Source organism: Streptomyces capoamus, assembly GCF_014654935.1.
GTDB lineage: Bacteria > Actinomycetota > Actinomycetes > Streptomycetales > Streptomycetaceae > Streptomyces > Streptomyces capoamus.
The window spans coordinates 181,615-198,763 of sequence record NZ_BNBF01000006.1; the positions used below are offsets into that span (position 1 = coordinate 181,615).

The 17,149-nt window shown below is 70.5% G+C and carries 18 protein-coding genes and 2 pseudogenes; 4 read left to right on the forward strand and 16 right to left on the reverse strand.

Going from position 1 to position 17,149, the window contains the following annotated elements; translation table 11 throughout:
• From IE312_RS39685 to IE312_RS12205, 4 genes and pseudogenes are all read left to right on the forward strand, one after another.
• On the forward strand, window positions 1-318 hold a 318-nt coding region (locus IE312_RS39685), incomplete at its 5' end, for an NUDIX hydrolase (RefSeq protein ID WP_229899597.1).
• A 56-nt stretch (window positions 319-374) separates the two neighbouring features.
• Window positions 375-683, forward strand: coding sequence for a DUF2469 domain-containing protein (locus IE312_RS12195; RefSeq protein WP_014675276.1), 309 nt, complete (start codon window positions 375-377; stop codon window positions 681-683).
• A 114-nt stretch (window positions 684-797) separates the two neighbouring features.
• A complete protein-coding gene (locus IE312_RS12200; protein WP_189981074.1) occupies window positions 798-1,160 on the forward strand; it encodes a YraN family protein in 363 nt (120 codons plus the stop codon).
• A pseudogene (locus tag IE312_RS12205) lies at window positions 1,161-2,168 on the forward strand (YifB family Mg chelatase-like AAA ATPase); the annotation flags it as partial. It abuts the gene before it with no gap.
• Window positions 2,169-2,322: 154 nt separating this feature from the next.
• Here IE312_RS12205 and IE312_RS12210 read toward each other — a convergent pair.
• The 16 genes and pseudogenes from IE312_RS12210 to IE312_RS39695 form a co-directional block, all read right to left on the reverse strand.
• Window positions 2,323-2,871, reverse strand: coding sequence for an NUDIX hydrolase (locus tag IE312_RS12210; protein WP_189981075.1), 549 nt, complete (start codon window positions 2,869-2,871; stop codon window positions 2,323-2,325).
• Window positions 2,872-2,884: 13 nt separating this feature from the next.
• Window positions 2,885-4,006 (reverse strand): adenosylhomocysteinase, encoded by a 1,122-nt coding sequence (locus IE312_RS12215; protein ID WP_189981076.1) that lies wholly within the window; start codon window positions 4,004-4,006, stop codon window positions 2,885-2,887.
• Between the two features lie 96 nt (window positions 4,007-4,102).
• On the reverse strand, window positions 4,103-4,507 hold the full coding sequence (locus IE312_RS12220) for a hypothetical protein (RefSeq protein WP_229899599.1): 405 nt from the start codon (window positions 4,505-4,507) through the stop codon (window positions 4,103-4,105).
• Window positions 4,508-4,599: 92 nt separating this feature from the next.
• A complete protein-coding gene (locus IE312_RS12225; RefSeq protein WP_189981078.1) occupies window positions 4,600-5,040 on the reverse strand; it encodes a hypothetical protein in 441 nt (146 codons plus the stop codon).
• A gap of 55 nt (window positions 5,041-5,095) precedes the next feature.
• Window positions 5,096-6,325 (reverse strand): helix-turn-helix domain-containing protein, encoded by a 1,230-nt coding sequence (locus IE312_RS12230; RefSeq protein WP_189981079.1) that lies wholly within the window; start codon window positions 6,323-6,325, stop codon window positions 5,096-5,098.
• A 206-nt stretch (window positions 6,326-6,531) separates the two neighbouring features.
• A complete protein-coding gene (locus IE312_RS12235) occupies window positions 6,532-6,855 on the reverse strand; it encodes a hypothetical protein (protein WP_189981081.1) in 324 nt (107 codons plus the stop codon).
• Window positions 6,852-7,085, reverse strand: coding sequence for a hypothetical protein (locus IE312_RS12240; RefSeq protein ID WP_189981083.1), 234 nt, complete (start codon window positions 7,083-7,085; stop codon window positions 6,852-6,854). The genes IE312_RS12235 and IE312_RS12240 overlap by 4 nt, the downstream gene beginning before the upstream one ends.
• Before the next feature lie 70 nt (window positions 7,086-7,155).
• Window positions 7,156-8,067 carry a peptidoglycan recognition protein family protein gene (locus IE312_RS12245; RefSeq protein ID WP_189981085.1) on the reverse strand — a complete coding sequence of 304 codons (912 nt, stop codon included), beginning with the start codon at window positions 8,065-8,067 and terminating at the stop codon, window positions 7,156-7,158.
• 70 nt (window positions 8,068-8,137) lie between these two features.
• Window positions 8,138-9,937, reverse strand: coding sequence for a collagen-like protein (locus IE312_RS12250; RefSeq protein WP_189981087.1), 1,800 nt, complete (start codon window positions 9,935-9,937; stop codon window positions 8,138-8,140).
• A gap of 12 nt (window positions 9,938-9,949) precedes the next feature.
• Window positions 9,950-10,804, reverse strand: a complete 855-nt coding sequence (locus IE312_RS12255; protein ID WP_189981088.1) for a hypothetical protein — start codon at window positions 10,802-10,804, stop codon at window positions 9,950-9,952.
• Complete coding sequence (locus tag IE312_RS12260; RefSeq protein ID WP_306419728.1) at window positions 10,805-11,908, reverse strand: hypothetical protein; 1,104 nt, start codon at window positions 11,906-11,908, stop codon at window positions 10,805-10,807.
• Window positions 11,909-11,917: 9 nt separating this feature from the next.
• Complete coding sequence (locus IE312_RS12265; protein WP_189981089.1) at window positions 11,918-12,919, reverse strand: hypothetical protein; 1,002 nt, start codon at window positions 12,917-12,919, stop codon at window positions 11,918-11,920.
• A 13-nt stretch (window positions 12,920-12,932) separates the two neighbouring features.
• On the reverse strand, window positions 12,933-14,252 hold the full coding sequence (locus IE312_RS39690) for a phage distal tail protein (protein ID WP_229899601.1): 1,320 nt from the start codon (window positions 14,250-14,252) through the stop codon (window positions 12,933-12,935).
• A 3-nt stretch (window positions 14,253-14,255) separates the two neighbouring features.
• A complete protein-coding gene (locus tag IE312_RS12275; protein ID WP_189981090.1) occupies window positions 14,256-16,667 on the reverse strand; it encodes a phage tail tape measure protein in 2,412 nt (803 codons plus the stop codon).
• A gap of 51 nt (window positions 16,668-16,718) precedes the next feature.
• Window positions 16,719-16,856 carry a hypothetical protein gene (locus IE312_RS12280; protein ID WP_189981091.1) on the reverse strand — a complete coding sequence of 46 codons (138 nt, stop codon included), beginning with the start codon at window positions 16,854-16,856 and terminating at the stop codon, window positions 16,719-16,721.
• Between the two features lie 68 nt (window positions 16,857-16,924).
• A pseudogene (locus tag IE312_RS39695) lies at window positions 16,925-17,149 on the reverse strand (hypothetical protein); the annotation flags it as partial.

Sequence of the window (17,149 nt, forward strand, 5' to 3'; positions counted from 1 at the left end):
GCCGAGGAGACCGGCATCACCGAGGTCGAACTGGGTCCCGTGCTCTGGCGGCGACGGTGTTCGTTCCCGTTCGCGGGCCGCCGCTGGGACCAGGACGAGTGGTACTACCTGGCCCGTACGACCCGGACGGCGACCGTCACGACGGGGCTGACGGAGCTGGAACGGCGCAGCGTCGCCGGAGCGCGCTGGTGGACGTGTCGGGAACTGACCCGGGCACATGAGACGGTGTATCCGACCAGACTCGCCGAGCTGCTGCGCACGCTGCTCGTCGAAGGTCCCCCGGCCACACCCGTGACCCTCGACACGGAAATCGTCTGAGTGGCCCCGGGACTGGCGCACAATGGGGGGATCGCACGGCTGAAGGGGAACATGCCATGAGCGCCGAGGACCTCGAGAAGTACGAGACCGAGATGGAGCTGAAGCTCTACCGGGAGTACCGAGATGTCGTCGGTCTGTTCAAATACGTGATCGAGACCGAGCGACGGTTCTACCTCACCAATGACTACGAGATGCAGGTGCACTCGGTTCAGGGAGAGGTGTTCTTCGAGGTCACCATGGCCGATGCCTGGGTCTGGGACATGTACCGGCCGGCTCGTTTCGTCAAGCAGGTCCGGGTGTTGACGTTCAAGGACGTGAACATCGAGGAGCTGAACAAGAGCGATCTGGAGCTGCCGGGCGGCTGACGGACCGCTGCCACCCCTGCGGGTGAGGAAGTTGTCCACAACCGCAGAGCAGTCCACCAAGATCAACACCGGGGGACGGGACGCGTGACGGTTGGCGCCTGAGGAGGTGCCGACATGAACGCACGAGAAGCGATCGGCAAGTACGGCGAGGACCTCGCCGCCCGGCGGCTCGCCGAGGCCGGCATGACGATCCTGGAGCGCAACTGGCGCTGCGGACGGTCCGGCGAGATCGACATCGTGGCACGGGACGGGGACGCGCTCGTCGTCTGCGAGGTGAAGACCCGCACCGGCGGGGACTACGAACACCCGATGGCCGCGGTGACCCCCGACAAGGCGGCCCGGCTCCGCGAACTGGCCGCGCACTGGATCCAGGCCCACGGAGGCGCCCCACCGGGCGGCGTCCGCATCGACCTCGTCGGTGTCCTCCTGCCCCGCCGCGGCGCCCCCTGCGTCGAGCACGCGCGGGGGGTGGCCTGAATGGCGTTCGCCCGTACCTGCTCCGTGGCCCTGGTCGGCGTCGAGGGCGTGGTCGTCGAGGTCCAGGCCGACCTCGAACCCGGTGTCGCCGCGTTCACCCTGGTGGGCCTGCCGGACAAGAGCCTGACGGAAAGCCGCGACCGGGTGCGGGCGGCGGTGGTGAACTCGGGCGCGGAGTGGCCGCAGAAGAAGCTCACCGTCGGACTCAGCCCGGCCTCCGTCCCCAAGGCCGGCTCGGGATTCGACCTCGCCGTCGCCTGCGCTGTGCTCGGTGCCGCCGAGCGGATCGACCCCCGGGTCCTCGCCGACATCGTCATGATCGGCGAACTCGGTCTCGACGGCCGGGTGCGCCCGGTCCGGGGCATCCTGCCGGCCGTCCTCGCGGCGGCCGACGCGGGGTACGAGCAGGTGGTCGTGCCCGAGTGCGCCGCCGCCGAGGCCGCACTGGTCCCCGGTGTGTCCGTGCTCGGCGTGCGCAGTCTCCGGCAGCTCATCGCGGTCCTGGCCGAGGAGCCCGTCCCGGAGGAGGCACCGGACGAGCTGGGACGGCCCGACCCCCTGCTGGCGGGGCTGCGGGTACCGGGCACCGGCGCCGCCACCGGCATGCACAGCATCGGCGCCGCACAGCACGACGTCGATCACGACCTGGCGGACGTCGTCGGGCAGACCTCCGCGCGCACGGCCGTGGAGGTGGCAGCGGCCGGCGGACACCACCTGTTCCTGGAGGGACCGCCCGGCGCGGGCAAGACCATGCTCGCCGAACGCCTGCCCGCCGTGCTGCCCCGGCTCGCCCGGGAGGAATCACTGGAGGTCACGGCCGTGCACTCGGTCGCCGGGCTGCTGCCGCCGGGCAAACCGCTCATCGACGTCGCGCCCTACTGCGCCCCGCACCACTCGGCCACCATGCAGTCACTCGTCGGCGGCGGCCCGGGCGTCGCCCGGCCCGGGGCCGTCTCCCTCGCCCACCGCGGCGTGCTGTTCCTGGATAGGGCCTGTAAAACAAGTGGGATGAAGGGACTGGCAGGCTCGGCGGGGCGTCAGTGTGGCGCCCCGCGCGGTCTGTACGGCTCTCTCGCGGCCTGCGAGACGAGCAGGGCCCGCAGATACGCCGACGGCCCCGGCGCTCCGTGATCGGGGCGCCGGGGCCGTCGAGCCGTGCGGGTTACTGGCCGGCTGCGGCCATCACCCGGGAGCGTAGGGGCTCGGCCGTCAGCATGTCCGCGAACTGCCACGAGTAGGCCGTGACCTCTTCCTCTTGCAGCTCGACCGTGTCGGCCGTGGTGCGGAACAGGTACCGGAAGTCGAAGTGCAGGTGTTCCGGTTCGCCCTTGGCGTCGTTGGCGGGGATCGTGTGCACGTCGACGTGCAACGGCAGGCCGCTGTCGGGCTCGACCTGGTCGGGGCTGATGCCGGTCTCTTCGGCGAGTTCGCGCAGAGCCGCGTCGACGAGGGTTGCGTCGCTGTCCTCGACGTGTCCGCCCGGGAGCAGCCACTTACGGAGGGCCCGGTGTTCGATGGTGAGCACGCGGCCGTCGGGGCGCAGCAGTGCGGCCCCGGCGGTCACGTGCCCGCGAAACTCCTTGCGCGAGGCGATCATGTCGCCGGCCTGGTCGAGCGTTGCGGCGAGGGCGGACACGCTGTCCTTCTCGTCGGGGTGCTCGGCGAGGTAGGCGTCGAGGGTCTCGCGCACATGCTGTGCCGTGATCGGCATGGGGTGTCGTCTCCTAGCGGTTGAAGTAGTTGAGCCAGGTTGCGGCGATGGACTGTCGGTCCTCCGCGTTCACCTCGTGCATACCGTGTCCGAGGTCGCCACGGGTGAGCATCCGGATTCCGGCGAGTATCTCGGCCTGCACGAGGAAGATGAACGGGCCGACGCTTGCGCCGTGCAGGAAGTTGACGGCGTTGCCTCGGTTGAGCAGGTAGAAGTAGTGGCCCGTAGTCGCGTAGCGGGTGACGTGCTCGCCGTTGGGCGTCCGCTGGTAGACGTCGGGCAGGCCGGCGAGGTCGAGTTCGTCCTCGCTGCTGGTGACCGTGGCGACGTAGGCGCCGTTCCGCAGGGTGGCGAAGTCCTCGCCCCGGAGTGAGACGGCCCCGGTGGCGCACAGGACCAGGCCGGCGCCGTGCAGGGCGACGTCGCGGTCGCGCGCCACGGTGAAGCCCTGGGAGAGTGCCTGTGTGCGCCGTACGGGGTCCACGTCGTGCACGGTGACCTGTACGCCTTTCGCGTGAAGCAGGCGCGCGATGCTGGAACCGAGCTTGCCGAACCCGATCACGAGTGCGGGGCGTCCGTGCAGGATGTCGCCGCGGCTTCGCATGAGTGCCTCGGTGGAGAACACGACCGACTGCCCTACGAGGAAGTCCTCGGGGTCTTTGAGCGGAGAGCGCGCCACGGAGACGACGGGGCAGGGCAGCTTGTCGCGGTCGGCGTACCTCTTGTGCCCGTTCTCCGTGTCCTCGACGACGCCGAGGATGCGCCCGGAGAACCGGTCACAGATGGCGTCGAGGCAGGGGGCGAAGTAGCCACCCACGTCGAGCAGCACGACGGCCTCGCCGGCGGCGCGCGACTCGATGTACTCGACGGCGGTGTCGGCGTCCTCGAACATTTCGCGCGACAGGGTTTCGCACGGGGTTGTCTTCTCGACGGCGCGGCGGGCGTTGGCGTCGATGGACTTCGGCTTGGGCAGGACGGCCCGCAGGCTGCTGGTCCTGCCCACGGCACCCACGAACGAGGGGCGCTCGGGCAGAAGGTGCGTGATCAGGAAGGATGACGGCCGCTCGGTCGGGGCGAAGTCGTCGGCGATGCGCGCGAAATAGGAGTCGAGACGGGCGCGCTCGAACTGTTCCATGGACTCACTTCCCAGGGTCTTGGGGCGGTGGTTCTGGACAGGTGGTGCACCCGCCCCCGCGCCCGGGGGAACCGTTGTCGGCGCGGGGGCGGAGTCTTAACGGTTGAAGCGCCAACGGGGCTTGCGATGACGGCCCGTCCCCGCCGGGGCATGGGTGCGACGTCCGGCGGGGGCGGGGGACTGGGTGGGCAGGACGTAGACGCGCACGGCGTATTGCGCGTCGTAGTCCGCGACGCTGAGCAGGTAATCCTTACCGGCTTGCAGGGTGCGCAGGGCGTGCTCGTAACGCTCGTCGCTGCCCGCCCATGCGAGCAGCTCGTCGTCGGGGCGCGGGCAGGTCGGCCCGGTGGCGACCAGGAGCACCGACCGGAAGTGGGGCGCGGTTGGTGCGGGGGCGAGCAGGCGGGCGAGGCGCTGCGCCTCGGCGCGCATCCATCGGGCGGCGAGGCGCGGAGATGACGCCCGGTAGTACGCGAGGATGACCTCGCGGGAGCCGCTCAAGTCGTGGGCGGTCACCTCGCATCGGAAGGCGACTGCGGCCTGCCTGAGCGGACGCACGGGGGGCATCGGGCGGTACGTTCCCACGGCCGCGCTCACAGCAACCCGTCCCGGGCCTTCTCCCGGCGCTCGATGAGCCGTTCGAACTGTAGGAAGTACAGCTCAACTTGCGCCGGGGTGAGGATGAGCACCGACTCGGACGTGCCCCCGTCCTCGTGGTGGATCGTGACCGGTAGGCCGGCCTGGTCGGCGCGGACGTCGTACATGGCGTCGCGCTGCTGGGGCGTGACGTGTGTGACCGGAACGGCCACGGGGCGCAGCGTGGTCCCGTCCGACCTCGCACGCCAGTCACCCCCGCCCCCGGGCAAGCGCAGGTGGTACGACTTTGCGGTGTCGCTCGGCAGGTCGACCACGACCCCGATCTGCCCTCCCTGGGCGAGGTCGAGGGCGAGGTCTCCGAGTCGCGGGTGAAACGGGGCGCCTGCGCCTAACTCGACGCCACGCGTGGGGAGTTGCTTCGAGGTCTGTTCGGCCATGCTTGGAAGCTAGGAGCGAGCTACAGGCCGAATATGAACCGGAGGAATATCACCCTCATCCGTCGAGGTGAAAGCGGTCTGACATGCGGCGCAGCTTCTCGCGGGTGCTCGCCCGTTCGGCGTAGACGATGCTGCGCAGGGTTGACCGGGCGATGGGGTGGTTCCGGATGAGCTGCGGCGCGATGCGCTCGGCAGTCTCCAATTCCTTCAATGCCTTGTCGCGGTTTCCGTCCCACAGCCACGCGCGGGCGAGGTCCATGTGGTGATGTCCTTGCCGGGAATTGGGGAGCGCTGCGACCAGGTCCCGGGGGGTGCGCCGGTTTATGGACAGTGCCTTCCGCTGCTGGCCCATCTCCAGGGCGACGCTGATTGCGTGAATCTGGACGTTGCCGGGGGAGAACGTGAGGGAATGCCGGTCGTAGATCGGCGGCCCGATGTGCTCACCCAACCGGGCCGCTGCTGCCTTTGCGTGCTTGATGCGGTCCTCGGCTTCTGCGGTCCGTCCGCCTCGTGCTGCGGACACTGCCGCACGGAGTTGAAGAGATCCCCACGCGCGTACGGCGAGCGGTTCGCCCCGGTCGTATCCCTGCTGCACGCTGCCGATTGCGCGATCCGATAGGGCGATTGCGTCCGCCCAATCGGCGGTCGCCCACATGTCCCATACGCGCATCCAGTCGGCCACGGCCGGCATGACGGCGTCGCCGGACAGGCGCGCTGACCATGCGGCCCGTTCGCAAGCCATGGCGACCAACTCGGGGTGCCCGAGAGCGTGCGCGGATGTGTGGGCGAACTTGCAGCACACGGCATAGATGGCGAACGCTTCCTCGCGTTCGTGGCCGGTGGAGATTTCGGCGAGGGCGCGGGCCTCGCGGAACAGGTCGGGAAGTACCTGCATGATCGCTACGTTCGCCGCAGCGTCGCGCAGGCGGTGCAGTCGGGTTGTCTCCTGCCACAGTTGGCCCGACGGTCGGGGGGTGCCGTCAAAGACGGGAGCGAGGTCATAGCGGCGCAGCTCGCGCAAGATTGACGATGCGGCAACCTGCCATTGGTTCTCGGATGGCGAACTGCTGTACGGGCGCCCGATCAGATCGTTGGGGTGCACATGCAGCTCGGCGGCAACCTGGTTGAGCAGGCCGACGCGGTCGAGTTCGATTAGGCCGCGTTCCATCTTCGACACCCACCCCTGCGACTTCCCCAGGGCGGCGGCGAGGTCTGCCTGCGGCATTCCGAGACGGAGCCGTGCACGGCGCGCGCGGCGGCCGATCTCCTCGGCTTCCTCCAACATCAGCGCGCCCCCCTTGCGGTGAGGCGCCGGCGGCTTCCAAGCGGTCGGCGAGGCATCCGTGCTCCATCCGTCGGGCTCATACCCATGACGGTACAGAGCGTGCACGGTGCGTGTGGAGAGCTACAGGTGAGGAAGTGCCCGGAAACGACAAAGGCGCCCCCGCACCGGCGCGAGGCCGGGCGGGGGCGCGTGCTGCTCGGGTCGAACTACTCGTCGAGGGTGCGGCGGGTGCGCTCGTCGACGCGGTCGACGGCGTCGCGCAGGCTGCCCCCACTGTTCGGGTGCAGTTCGTGCTCGACCGCGGCGAGCTGCTGTTCGATGGCGTCGAGCCGGGTCATGACACCCGGGCGTCCGGGTACGCCAGGGCGGGGCGGGGTGCCCTGCCAGTCGTCGGCGAGGTCGCCGAGTCGCTCGGCGAGGCGCCGCGCGCCCCGGGTCGCTCGGTAGAGCAGGCCCAGGGCGCCGCCCACGGCGGCGACGACGCCACACCAGACGACGGCGAGGTCGACGCCGGGGAATCCAGTGCTCACGCGCCCGGGGTCTCCTTGTCGACCAGGCCCAGGCCGACGCGGTCGAGCAGGGCCTCGACGGCGGGCAGGCTCATCACGCGGGCGAGGCCACCCGCGACGGCGAGGGCGCCGGCGACCCACGGGAGGGACTCCGGGACGCCGGACGCGTCGACGATGGCGGGCAGGGCGAGGGCGAAACCGACGGCGCCCTGAATCAGGGTGCGTACGGTGCGCTTGTTGGCGGGGGTCATGCGGGCCTCGTTTCGTTCGGGGTTTGTGTCAAGGTGACGCGAATACTCGAGTTTTTCGGGGCGCCCGGGCCTACTTGGCGTAGGCGAGGCGGTGCAGGTACGCCCACCCCTTCGGGCCGATAGCGGGGTCGTACGACTTCCCGGCGGCGCGGTAGGACGGGTGGGCGTTGTGGAAGCGTGCGACCGCGGCCTGCGTCTGCGGGCCGTAGGCGTCGGCTTCCTGAACGCTCTTGGGCATGAACCCGGTGGCCTTGAGCACGCGCTGCAACGCGCGGGCGGACGGCTTGGCCTTGCCCGGGGCGAGGCCGGCCGGGAACGCCGGCGGGGTGTACGGCTTCGGCGTCGACGGCGTGCTCGGCGTCTTCTGGTCGAGCAGCTCGGCGACGCGGGCCCGGATCTTCGCCATGGTGAGCGCGGGTCCGCCCGTCTTGCCGATGGGGCCGCGCGGGTCCACCTTGCCCGGCTGCCACTCGTGGTGGCCGATGACGGATTCGGCGCCCCACCCGTGCGCGCGGCAGATGCCGGCGGCGGCCCGGGCGATGGCCTCGACCTGTACCTCGGGCCACGGGTCGACGTTGTCGCCCAGGTTGATGCACTCGAACCCGTAGAAGCGGCTGTTCCCGTCGGTGTTCGCCTCGTTGTCGGCCGGCACGGGGCGCTCGGCGATGACGGCGGCGAGCACGTCGTCGTCGCCGAGGCCGGCGTGATTCGCGCGGCCGTAACCGACCAGGTGCACCGTACCGGCCTTGTCGATCACGCCGTGACAGAGCGGGCCCGGGAGCGAGCTGTACCCGTCGCGGCAGATGGCGACCGAGTTTGCGGTGCCCTCGGTGACGGTGTGGTGAATCATGACGCCGTGCATGGGGCCCCATGCCCCGTGCCCCTCGCGGTTGTGGGTGCGCCACGATCCGACCTCGACGACGTCGACGCCCTCGCCGCGCAGGGCGGACAGGAACGCGGACGCGGTGAGCGGTGTTGCCATGGTGGGTGTCTCCAGACATGAAAAAACGCCCTCGGCGACTGCCGGGGCGTGCGGGGGAAGCGGGGAAGGGTCAGACCATGGCGAGAGCCATGATGGCGGGGTCTAGGCCGACCTCGCCGGCGGCCTGGTTGATCGTGGCCGGTAGCGACGTCTGCGAGGCGAGGCACCATGCGCGCTGGAACGCGGTCCCCATGAAGAAGTTGGCGGGGGCACTCGGCGACTCGTTCTGTACGTGCATGTAATAGAAGTCCGTGGCGGCCCCGGCGCTCATCAGGAACGCGGCCCAGTACCGGCCCGGGGCGAGTGTCGCCGTGGCGGTCAGGGTGATGGGTACGGCCCCGATGTGGTTGTCGTTCGCGCCCGGGGCGGTACCGGTGATCTGCCCGGCGGCCGGGAGGCTGGACACCAGGCCGGACGTTGCGACGCGGTTACCGGCCTCGTTGTAGATGCCGGCGTAGAAGCGTGCGGCAGGGACGGCGGTGGATCCGGCCCACCCTCGGGCGAAGATGACGACGCGGTTTACCTGCGTGCTCTCGGTGATGTTGATACCGGAGAGGTACAGGCGTTGCAGTACCGCGGCCTTGGGCGTGCCGGTGGGGTTGGCGACGTGCGCGGGGTCCACCGACCAGGCCGCGAAGCCGAGGGCCTGCGGGGTCCACATGTTCCGGCCGGCGGCGGCCGGAAGCTGCGCTATGGGGATCTTGCTGGACGCGTCGAGCGAGGCAACGCCGTTCGCGGCGCCCCGGGCCGTGGTGGCGAGGGCGCCCACCTCCGCGGCGGTGTGCGTGTGCGAGGCGGGCGCGGCGCCCACGTCGGCGGCGGTGTGCGTGTGCGAGGCGGTCGCGGCCCCGACGTCGCCGGCGGCGAGGACAACGTCGCCCGTCTTCGTGTTGACGGACGTCACGGCGCCCCCGCCGGACATGGCCGGGAGCTGCGCGGCCGGGACCTTCCCGGTTGCGTCGAGCTGCGCGACGCCCCCGGCGGCGCCTGCTGCGGTCGAGGGGATCGCCCCGACGTCGGCGGCGGCGAGGACGACGGCGGCCTGCGACTTGCCGTTGACGGACTGCACGACTCCGGGGGCGCCGGGGGTGCCCGGTGCGCCCTGGTCGCCCTTGACGCCGGCGACGCCCTGGTCGCCCTTGGGGCCCTTGATGTTCCCGACGACGCTTCCCCATCCGGTCGCGCCGCGCTGCCAGATGTCGCCCGTGTCGGTGCGCAGCAGCAGGTCGCCCGGCTTCGTCGTCGACGACGGGGTGCTCGTGTTGTTCACGTACCAGGCCGCGCCCCGGACGTCCGTACCGAGCTGCGTCCACGCGCCGGCGGCCTTCTGCCACGTCGACACGGTCGTGCTCGTGACGCCGAGGAACGCGGACGTCTCGTAACGCACGTACAGGTCTCCGTCGACGCCGAGGGCGGCGGCCGGGGCGTCGGTGCCGGTGTAGATGCGGCTGCCCGGGGCGCCGGTCGCGCCGGTGTCGCCCTTGGGGCCCTCGACGGGGATGTAATTGGGCTTGCTCGGGTCGGTCGGCGCGATGTCGGCAAGGTCGACCTTGGGGAACTCCGCCGGTAGCAGGATGTTGTACGACCGGTTCGAGGGGACGCCGGCGAGCTGCTCGGTAACGATGTACGACCAGCCGGCCGGGTCCATGCCGGGTGCGTCGGTGGCGGGCAGGACGACAGGGCCCCCGTCGACTTCGAGCTGCCCGGAGGCGTTGAGCGTGGCGACGACGGGCCCGCCGAGGATCACGTCGGAGTCGGGGAAGGTGAGGACGGCCGGCGCGCGAAACGTGACGCTTCCGGTGAGCGGTCGCCCGTTCGGCGCGAGGTATCGCCCGGTGATGGTGACGGTGGAAATGTTCTCGGGCAGCACGCGCGGGGCTCCTTACTCGTCGACGCGGCGCAGGCCGGGCTCGACGGGGCTTTCGGGGGTGGCGGCGAGGTCTGCCTCGAACGCGGCCGGCGCGGCGGCAGCAGCAGCCGTACGGGCGGGTATGTCGGGGGCCTCGCTCGGTGTGAAGGTGTTGCGGGTGTAGGCGTTGAACATGCGCGTCTCAATGGCGCCGGTGCTCGCGCTGTTGCGGTGCTCGATCTGGAACAGGACGGCGTCGCCCCATTCGGCGTCGTCGAGGGGCACCGTGAACGTCTTGTTCACCCATGTGTTCGCGGGCAGGGTCCACGTTTCGAGCAGGCGCGCGTCGCTGCCGGGGGCGACGTAGGTGATACGGACCTGTCCGCCGGCGCTGGCGATGCTGGAGAACTCCAGGACGGCGACGGCGTTCTGTGCGGGCATCCGGCCGACCCATGCGAACTGCCAAGACGTCGTGCCCTCCATGGCCGAGTTGGCGGTCGGGTACATGGGGAGCGGGAGCCACGGGCGGCCGAGGAATCGGTCGCAGTAGTAGTCATCCATGACGATGACTTCCCGGTAATCGCGGTCACGGTTCCACATGCGGATCATCTGCCGGTCGGTGGCGTCGTCGTCGCCCACGGTCAGGGCCGCGGTTCCGTCTTCGCGTCCGATGCCGACGCCCCAGTCGCCTTGCGGGGTCTGGCCGACGATGAACGTGCGCTGCCCGCCGGGAGTCTCGGCAAAGAGCTGTCCGCCCTCGCCGATGACGATGTCTCCGTGCAGAACCTTGTCGAGGGCCGGCCGCATCTGCGAGCGGCCGGTGAGTTCGCGCACCTGCCGTTCGAGTGAGCGGATTCGGTCGAGGATGTCCTGCGGTACTGCTGCCACTTACGGGGCCTCCAGGTACAGGCGGGCCGACTCGGGGCGGCCTCGCTCGGGTGGGGTGATGCCGAGCCCGACGACGCGGTACCGGGCGTCGAGGGTCTCGGGGTGCCACAGGTCCCGGATCCGCAGGCGCACGGTCGCGCCGAGCAGGGCGGGGGACACGGGCGCGCGGGACATGTCGACGGTGACCTCGGGGACGACGGTCCCGGCGCGGGCGGCGGCGAGGTCGGCGGCGGCGTGGCCGTCGAGGGTCGCCTGCTCGTTGACCGTGGTGTAGTCGCTGCTCCCGTCGAGGCGCGGCCACCCGTCGGCGACGTCCTGGTCCGCGAGCTGCAACGCGGAGACGCGCGGGACGCTGTCGGCGGCCTGGTTCTCGTTGTCGGTCGCGCCCCTCGACTGCCACGCGTTCGCGCGCTTGGTGGCGTCGACGGGCCATGTGTACGCGGTGATCGGTCCGGGGTGGTCGAGGACGATGTCGGTGGAGCCGGTACGGATGGTCGGCGAACCGAGTTGCAGCCGCTTGACGCGGCGGCCGTCGGCGTCGCGGAAACTGGAGATGCGCCATTCGAACCCGCCCTCGACGGCGCCGAGTTGGTCGAGCAGGTCGCGGACGACGGGCAGGTCGAATCGGGAGAACGTCCGCTCGCGCAGGGTGCCCGACACGTCGGTCGGGTACTCGATGCCGATGTCTCCGCCCGGGGTGTTCTGCACGTAGTCGAGCAGGCCGCGGACGATGTCGTACTGATCGGTCGGCGCGGTCGTTTGCAGGGTGTCGTACAGCATCCGGTGCGACAGGTACGTATCCCACGTTCCGGCCTGCACCTGTACGCCGAGAAAGCCGCGGCTGTCGGACTGCACGGCGGCCGTCCATAGGACTCCGCCCCACCAGATGTCGCGGCCCCGTTCGAGCCATACGGCCGTACGGCCCGGGACGATGGCGGCCCGGGCCCGGGCGGCAACGGCGGCGTTCGGTATCGGTACGGTGCCGGACATCGCGCCGGCCTTGCCTATGTAGTCGTCGAGGCTGAGCTGCTGCACGGGCAGGGCGTCGAGCACCTGGTCGGAGCGCAGGTCACACAGCAGCAGCCGGTACCCGGGGGAGATCACGCGACCCCCTCACAGGACGTACGCGGCAGAGATCCGGATGTTCCGGCCGCTCTGGATGGATCCGCCCGGTACCCACGTCCGCAGGGTCACGACGCCGTTTGTGGCGATGCGCGCCCCTCCGTCGCCGTACCCGTCGGACGCTGCGCCCTCGACGTCGTACGCGGGGCGCCACCCGGCCGGGAGGGTGGCGACGTTCTGGTCGCTGATGTTCCCGCCGGCCGGGACGCTGATTGCGGTACCGGTCCGGACTACCTCGACGGTGAAGGAACAGACACCCCCGACGCGGCGGGCGTTGTACTGCGTGACGCTGTACCCGCTCGCCGCCGTGGCGCCCGTGCTGATCGTCTCGACGTCGCGCGGCGGCCGGTAGGTCTCCCACTTCCCCGCCGTGGCGTTCCAGCGTTCGAGGACTCCGCCCACGTCGCGGAACTGTCCGTCGTAGGCGCCCGTGAACGACGTCCCCCACCCGCGCGGGATGATCCCGCCGTAAGAGGCGGTGAACCGTCGCCGGTCGGCGAGGGCGCTTGCCCAGTTGATCCCGCCCGTTCCGGCGGACGCGCCGGCCGGGACGGTGATGGACCACAGCCGCAGGGACGACGGGGGCAGGTTCGGCTCGACCGGGGACGGTTGCGCGGTGCCGACGACCAGTTCGAGGGCTACGGCGGTCTTGCCCTGCGCGTCGAACAGGCCGTCGTACACCCTGAGCACGATGGAGTCGATACGGGGGTACTGCGCGTTCCCGTCGCCCACGGTGAGCGTCTCGGGGACGGTCACGGCCACGGGGTAGGCGCCCTGTGCGGTGGTGCCTTGCACCAGGGCGCGGCCGATGCCGACCTGTACCTGCATGGCGCCGGCGCCGGTCGCCATGAGCGGGGCGCCGCCGGCGATCACTCCATCACGGGTGGTCAGTTCCCCCTCGGGCGCGAACGTGCCGAGGGGGGCGAGGCGGGTGTCGGTGCGGGTCTGTCCGTCCGGGGGTCCGGCGAGCAGCCACGCGGCGCGCACGGTCATTCGGGCGCCCTCCTTACCAGTGAGCCGAACGCCACCGGACGGCGACGGATGCGGCGGGGTCGGATGATTCGGGCGCGGCCCGGAAAGCAAGATCGGCGGTCCCGGGCCAGAGCGCGAAACTCTGCTCGGGGACGCTGCGCGCGGTCGCGGTGTAAAGGCGGCTGGCGGTGCCGTTGAGCGTCACCGTGCCCTCGCCGGTGTCCACGACCAGGACGTCGCCGGCGGCGAGGTCGAGGTCGTATTCGAGGACGTCGCCCGTGGCGAGGTTGGTAAGGCTCGGTATGGACACGGGGCCCCGGAACTCGACGACGGGGTGCGCGGGGGCGTTCCCGTCGTTGCGGGCGGTCAGGGTGCCCGTACTGCCCGGCGGCCCGAAGTCGTACGGGTCGAGCAGTCCCTCGGCGCCGAGTCCCGGAATGAGCAGCCGGGAGGGGCCGACGGTGGCCGTGGCGGGCGAGGGGACGGTCGCCCATTGCATGATCGGGCGGACGACCGTTGCGCCGGCCGGGGCGGTCCCGGTGACGCGCCCGTACGTGCCGTTCGTCGCGGAGACATAGGCGCCGGTGTCGTCGAGCCAGTGCAGCAACAGGGTTGTTCCTGGGGGCGGGGCGTCGGCGAGGAACGTCACGGACTGCGCCGGCTCGACGGGGAACCCCGCGAAGGTGTCCGGGCCGGATGTCCACGCGAGGCGGGCCTGCGCCGCGGTGACTGTGACGGTGAGCGCGCCCCCGCTGTTGCCCGTCGTGAGGCCGGACAGGGCCCAGAACGACGACGCGCTCGACGCGCGGCCGGCGGCCTGGTCGTCGGGGAACACCTGCCGCGAGGGGTCGGCGTTCCAGTCGAGGCCCGGTTCGTCGGTGGGCAGACCGACGCGGGCCGTGCGTTCGAGCAGCTCGTACCGGCGCGGGTCGCTTGCGGTGAGCTGCACGGCCGCGCCGCTGATGCTGCCGAGGGTGTACCCGCGCTCGACGGGGACGGCCCGGGCGGTCACCCGGACCCATGCGAGCAGGGGGCCGCGCTCGTCGAGCTGCACGACGAACGGCTGCTCGTCCTCGGTGATCGTGGTGGCGGCGCCGAGCTGCTGCACGACGGCGCCGATCTCCCCCCGGCGGGCCCGTATCTGGATCCCGTCGAGGGTGACGACGCGCGGCTGTGCGAGCAGGCGGCCCAGGATGGCGCCGTGCGCGTCGGCCCGGTTGACGCTCCCGGAGTCGAGGGCGGGCAGGTCTTCCCACCCGGTCAGGGAGCGCCACCGGTAGGGGGTGCCGCGTCCGAGCAGCAGCTCGCCGAGCTGCGCGTGCCCGGACGCGTTCACCTGGTCGCCGATGGCCACCGGTCACCCCCTCGCCTTCATGCGCCACGCGAGGGCGTGCGCGTTCTCTTCGGGGGTCTGCTCGCCGCCGTGCCAGTGCTCGATGTGCACGGCCGCGCCGCTGGTCTGGCCGAACGCGTACGTTCCGCCACCCATGCCGGTGCTTGCGCCTGCGCCTGCGAGGGCGGGCACGGGCGGGGGCGTGACCAGGTTCGCCATGGTGCGGTCGAGTACGCCCGTGTTCGCGCGGATGCCGGCGACGACGCCGGCGGGAATCCACCGGCCGACGCGCTTTGCCATCACCTTGGAAGGTGAATGAATTCCGAGTGCCTTAGCAATCGGGCCCGGAATCATATTCTTGGCAAAGGAAATGAGCTGGCTTTTCAGCCACGATCCCATTGACTTCACGCCGTTGAGCAGGCCGCGTACGACGTCGGTTCCCTTGTCGTACAGGAGATCCTTTAGGCTCCCGATCCCGGATGCGATGCGACCGGGCAGGCCACGCACCCAAGTGACTAGCTCGGTGGCCTTCTTTACTGAACCGTCCTTGATGCTCTGCCAATGCTTAATGATCAGGCCCGGAAGGGTCCAGTTCAAAAAGAAGTTGATGAGCGTCTGCGGGAGTCCCTTGACCCAATTGACAATGGCGTTCCAGACGCGGACGGTACCGGAGCGGATCGAATCCCAATGCTTGATGATGATGCCAACAAGCGTGAAATTCAGGAACAGGTCGAGCAGCCATTGACCAATGGTCTTGATCTTGTTCCAGACCCAATCCCATGCGGCCGTCGTGGCGTCGACGATGGTGTCCCAGTTGGCGACGATCAGCGCGACCAGGGCGACAACGGCGGCGATGATCAGACCGACGGGGCCCATGGAGATAACCCACGCTGCGGCCATTCGCGCGGCCTGAATCATGGACTGTGCGCCCATGAGGACCCACGCGGCGACCACCCGGCCGGCGGCGGCGACGGCCCCCGCGCCCTGCGCGATCCACCCGGCAAGGATGGTCGCGTTGGCGGCGAGGAACGACGCGAGGGCGCCGGCCTGCGCCGTGCCCTGCGTGATCCAGCCGGTTACGACGGCCGTTGTCGTCGTCCACGCCTGCGCGGCGAGGGCAACCAGGGTGGGCAGGAAAAACGCGGTGATGAGTCCGGCCGCGACCGTAAAGGCGGTGCTGTGGTCGGAGACGAAACCGGCGGCGGTGGCGAACCCCTGGCCGAACTTCACGGCGTAGTCGGCGCCCGTGGTGAGCGCCGGGACGACGTACGTTCCCAGGACGTTGACGACACCCTGCATGGCGCCGCGCTTGAACTGCTCGAACTTGGTTGCGGCGTTGTCCCGCATGGCGTTTCCGGCCTTGTCGGTGGCGCCCTTGACGTCGCCGAGTGCCTTTACCGCCGTGCTCGGGTCGAGCTTGAATAGGGCGCCCTGTAGATCCTCGGCCTTGGTGCCGAAAAGGGCGACCGCCGTAGCGTTCCGCTTGGCCGGATCCTCAATGGCCTTGATGCGCGTAAGGACGTCGCCGAGTGCCTTACTGGCTTCCGGTCCACCCTTCGTGAACGTCTTCGCCATGACGTCCGCGTTAAGGCCGATGTCCTTGAAAGCGGCGACGCTCCCGGCGGACATGTCCTTACTGCGGATAGCGAATTCCTTCAACGCGTCCGCGACGGTATCCGCATCGCGCGCGCCGCCCTGCAACCCCTGTTGCATAAGGCCCATTGCGGTCTGAGCGTCGAGGCCCAGGTCGCGGAATTGGGTGGGGTATTCGGTGAAAGTGTCGAGGAGATCCTCGGCGGAATTGACGCCTTTCTGACTTCCTCGTACGAGGACGTCCATAGCCTCATCGGCCGATTTGGCGATGCCCGTTTTGAGCATCGTTCCGACGGCGCGGGAGACGGCCCCGACGTCCTCGCCCATCACGCTCGCCGTGTCGGCGACGCGCTTGGACATCGTCTGTATCTGCGCGTTGGTCGCCTCGGGCGGCAGCAGGCCGTTTTGGGCAATGCCCTTGATGACCTCGGCCCCGTCCTCGACCGAATCGACGACGGCGCCGGCGTACAGGTCGCCGGCGACCTTGCCGTACTTCGCTGCGACGGGGCCTGTCGTGCCGAGCTGCGCCTGCAAGTTGCCGGCGACCTTGCCCTGCTGCATGGCCTCGCCGACACCTGCCATGAGGGCGGCGCCGATGCCGGCCCCGACGGCGGCCCATCCGAAAGCCTTCAACGCGCCGGCGCCGGCGTCGGCGGCCTGGTCGCTCCCGTCGGCCATCCCGTCGCCGAGGGCGGCCCCGGCCTGCTGTCCGGCCCGGTCGGCGTCGGCGACCATGTTGTCGCCGGCCGCGCGCATGGCGGACTCGGCGCGGTTGACGCCGGCCTGCGCGGGGGCGTCGTCAACGGTGATGGTGGCGAGCAGCTCGCCCACGGTGAGCGCCACCGGATCACCTCCTTACGGGGGTCATCCGGCGCGCTCGCCGGTCGTGCGGTGCTAGCCGGCGGGGATGCCGGTGATAGCTGCGATCTCCGCCGGGTCCGAGACGGCCCGGGGTGTGCGCGCCCATGCGCGGGCGAACTTGGACTCGCCCGGCAGGCCGGTCACCAGGACCAGGAACCGCCGGGTGGACATGCGGGCGAGGTCACCCGGGGCGACGCCGTACTCGCGGGCGAGGTCGGACTCGACGGCGGCCCAGTTGGTCAGGATCGCGCGCCAGAACGTTTCTGCTTCTTGGGCTTCGTCTTCGCCCTGCGCGCCGCCCGGTTCGCCGGCGCCGCGGCTTTTCCCGCTTCCTGCTCCGCGTACAGCTCGGCCGCGCGCTGCATGGTCACGGATCCGGGGTTGCGGATGTTCCCGGCGCTGTAGATCAGCACGACGCCGAGCTGCCGGTCGGTCATGCCGTTTTCGGCCCAGGTGTCGAGGAC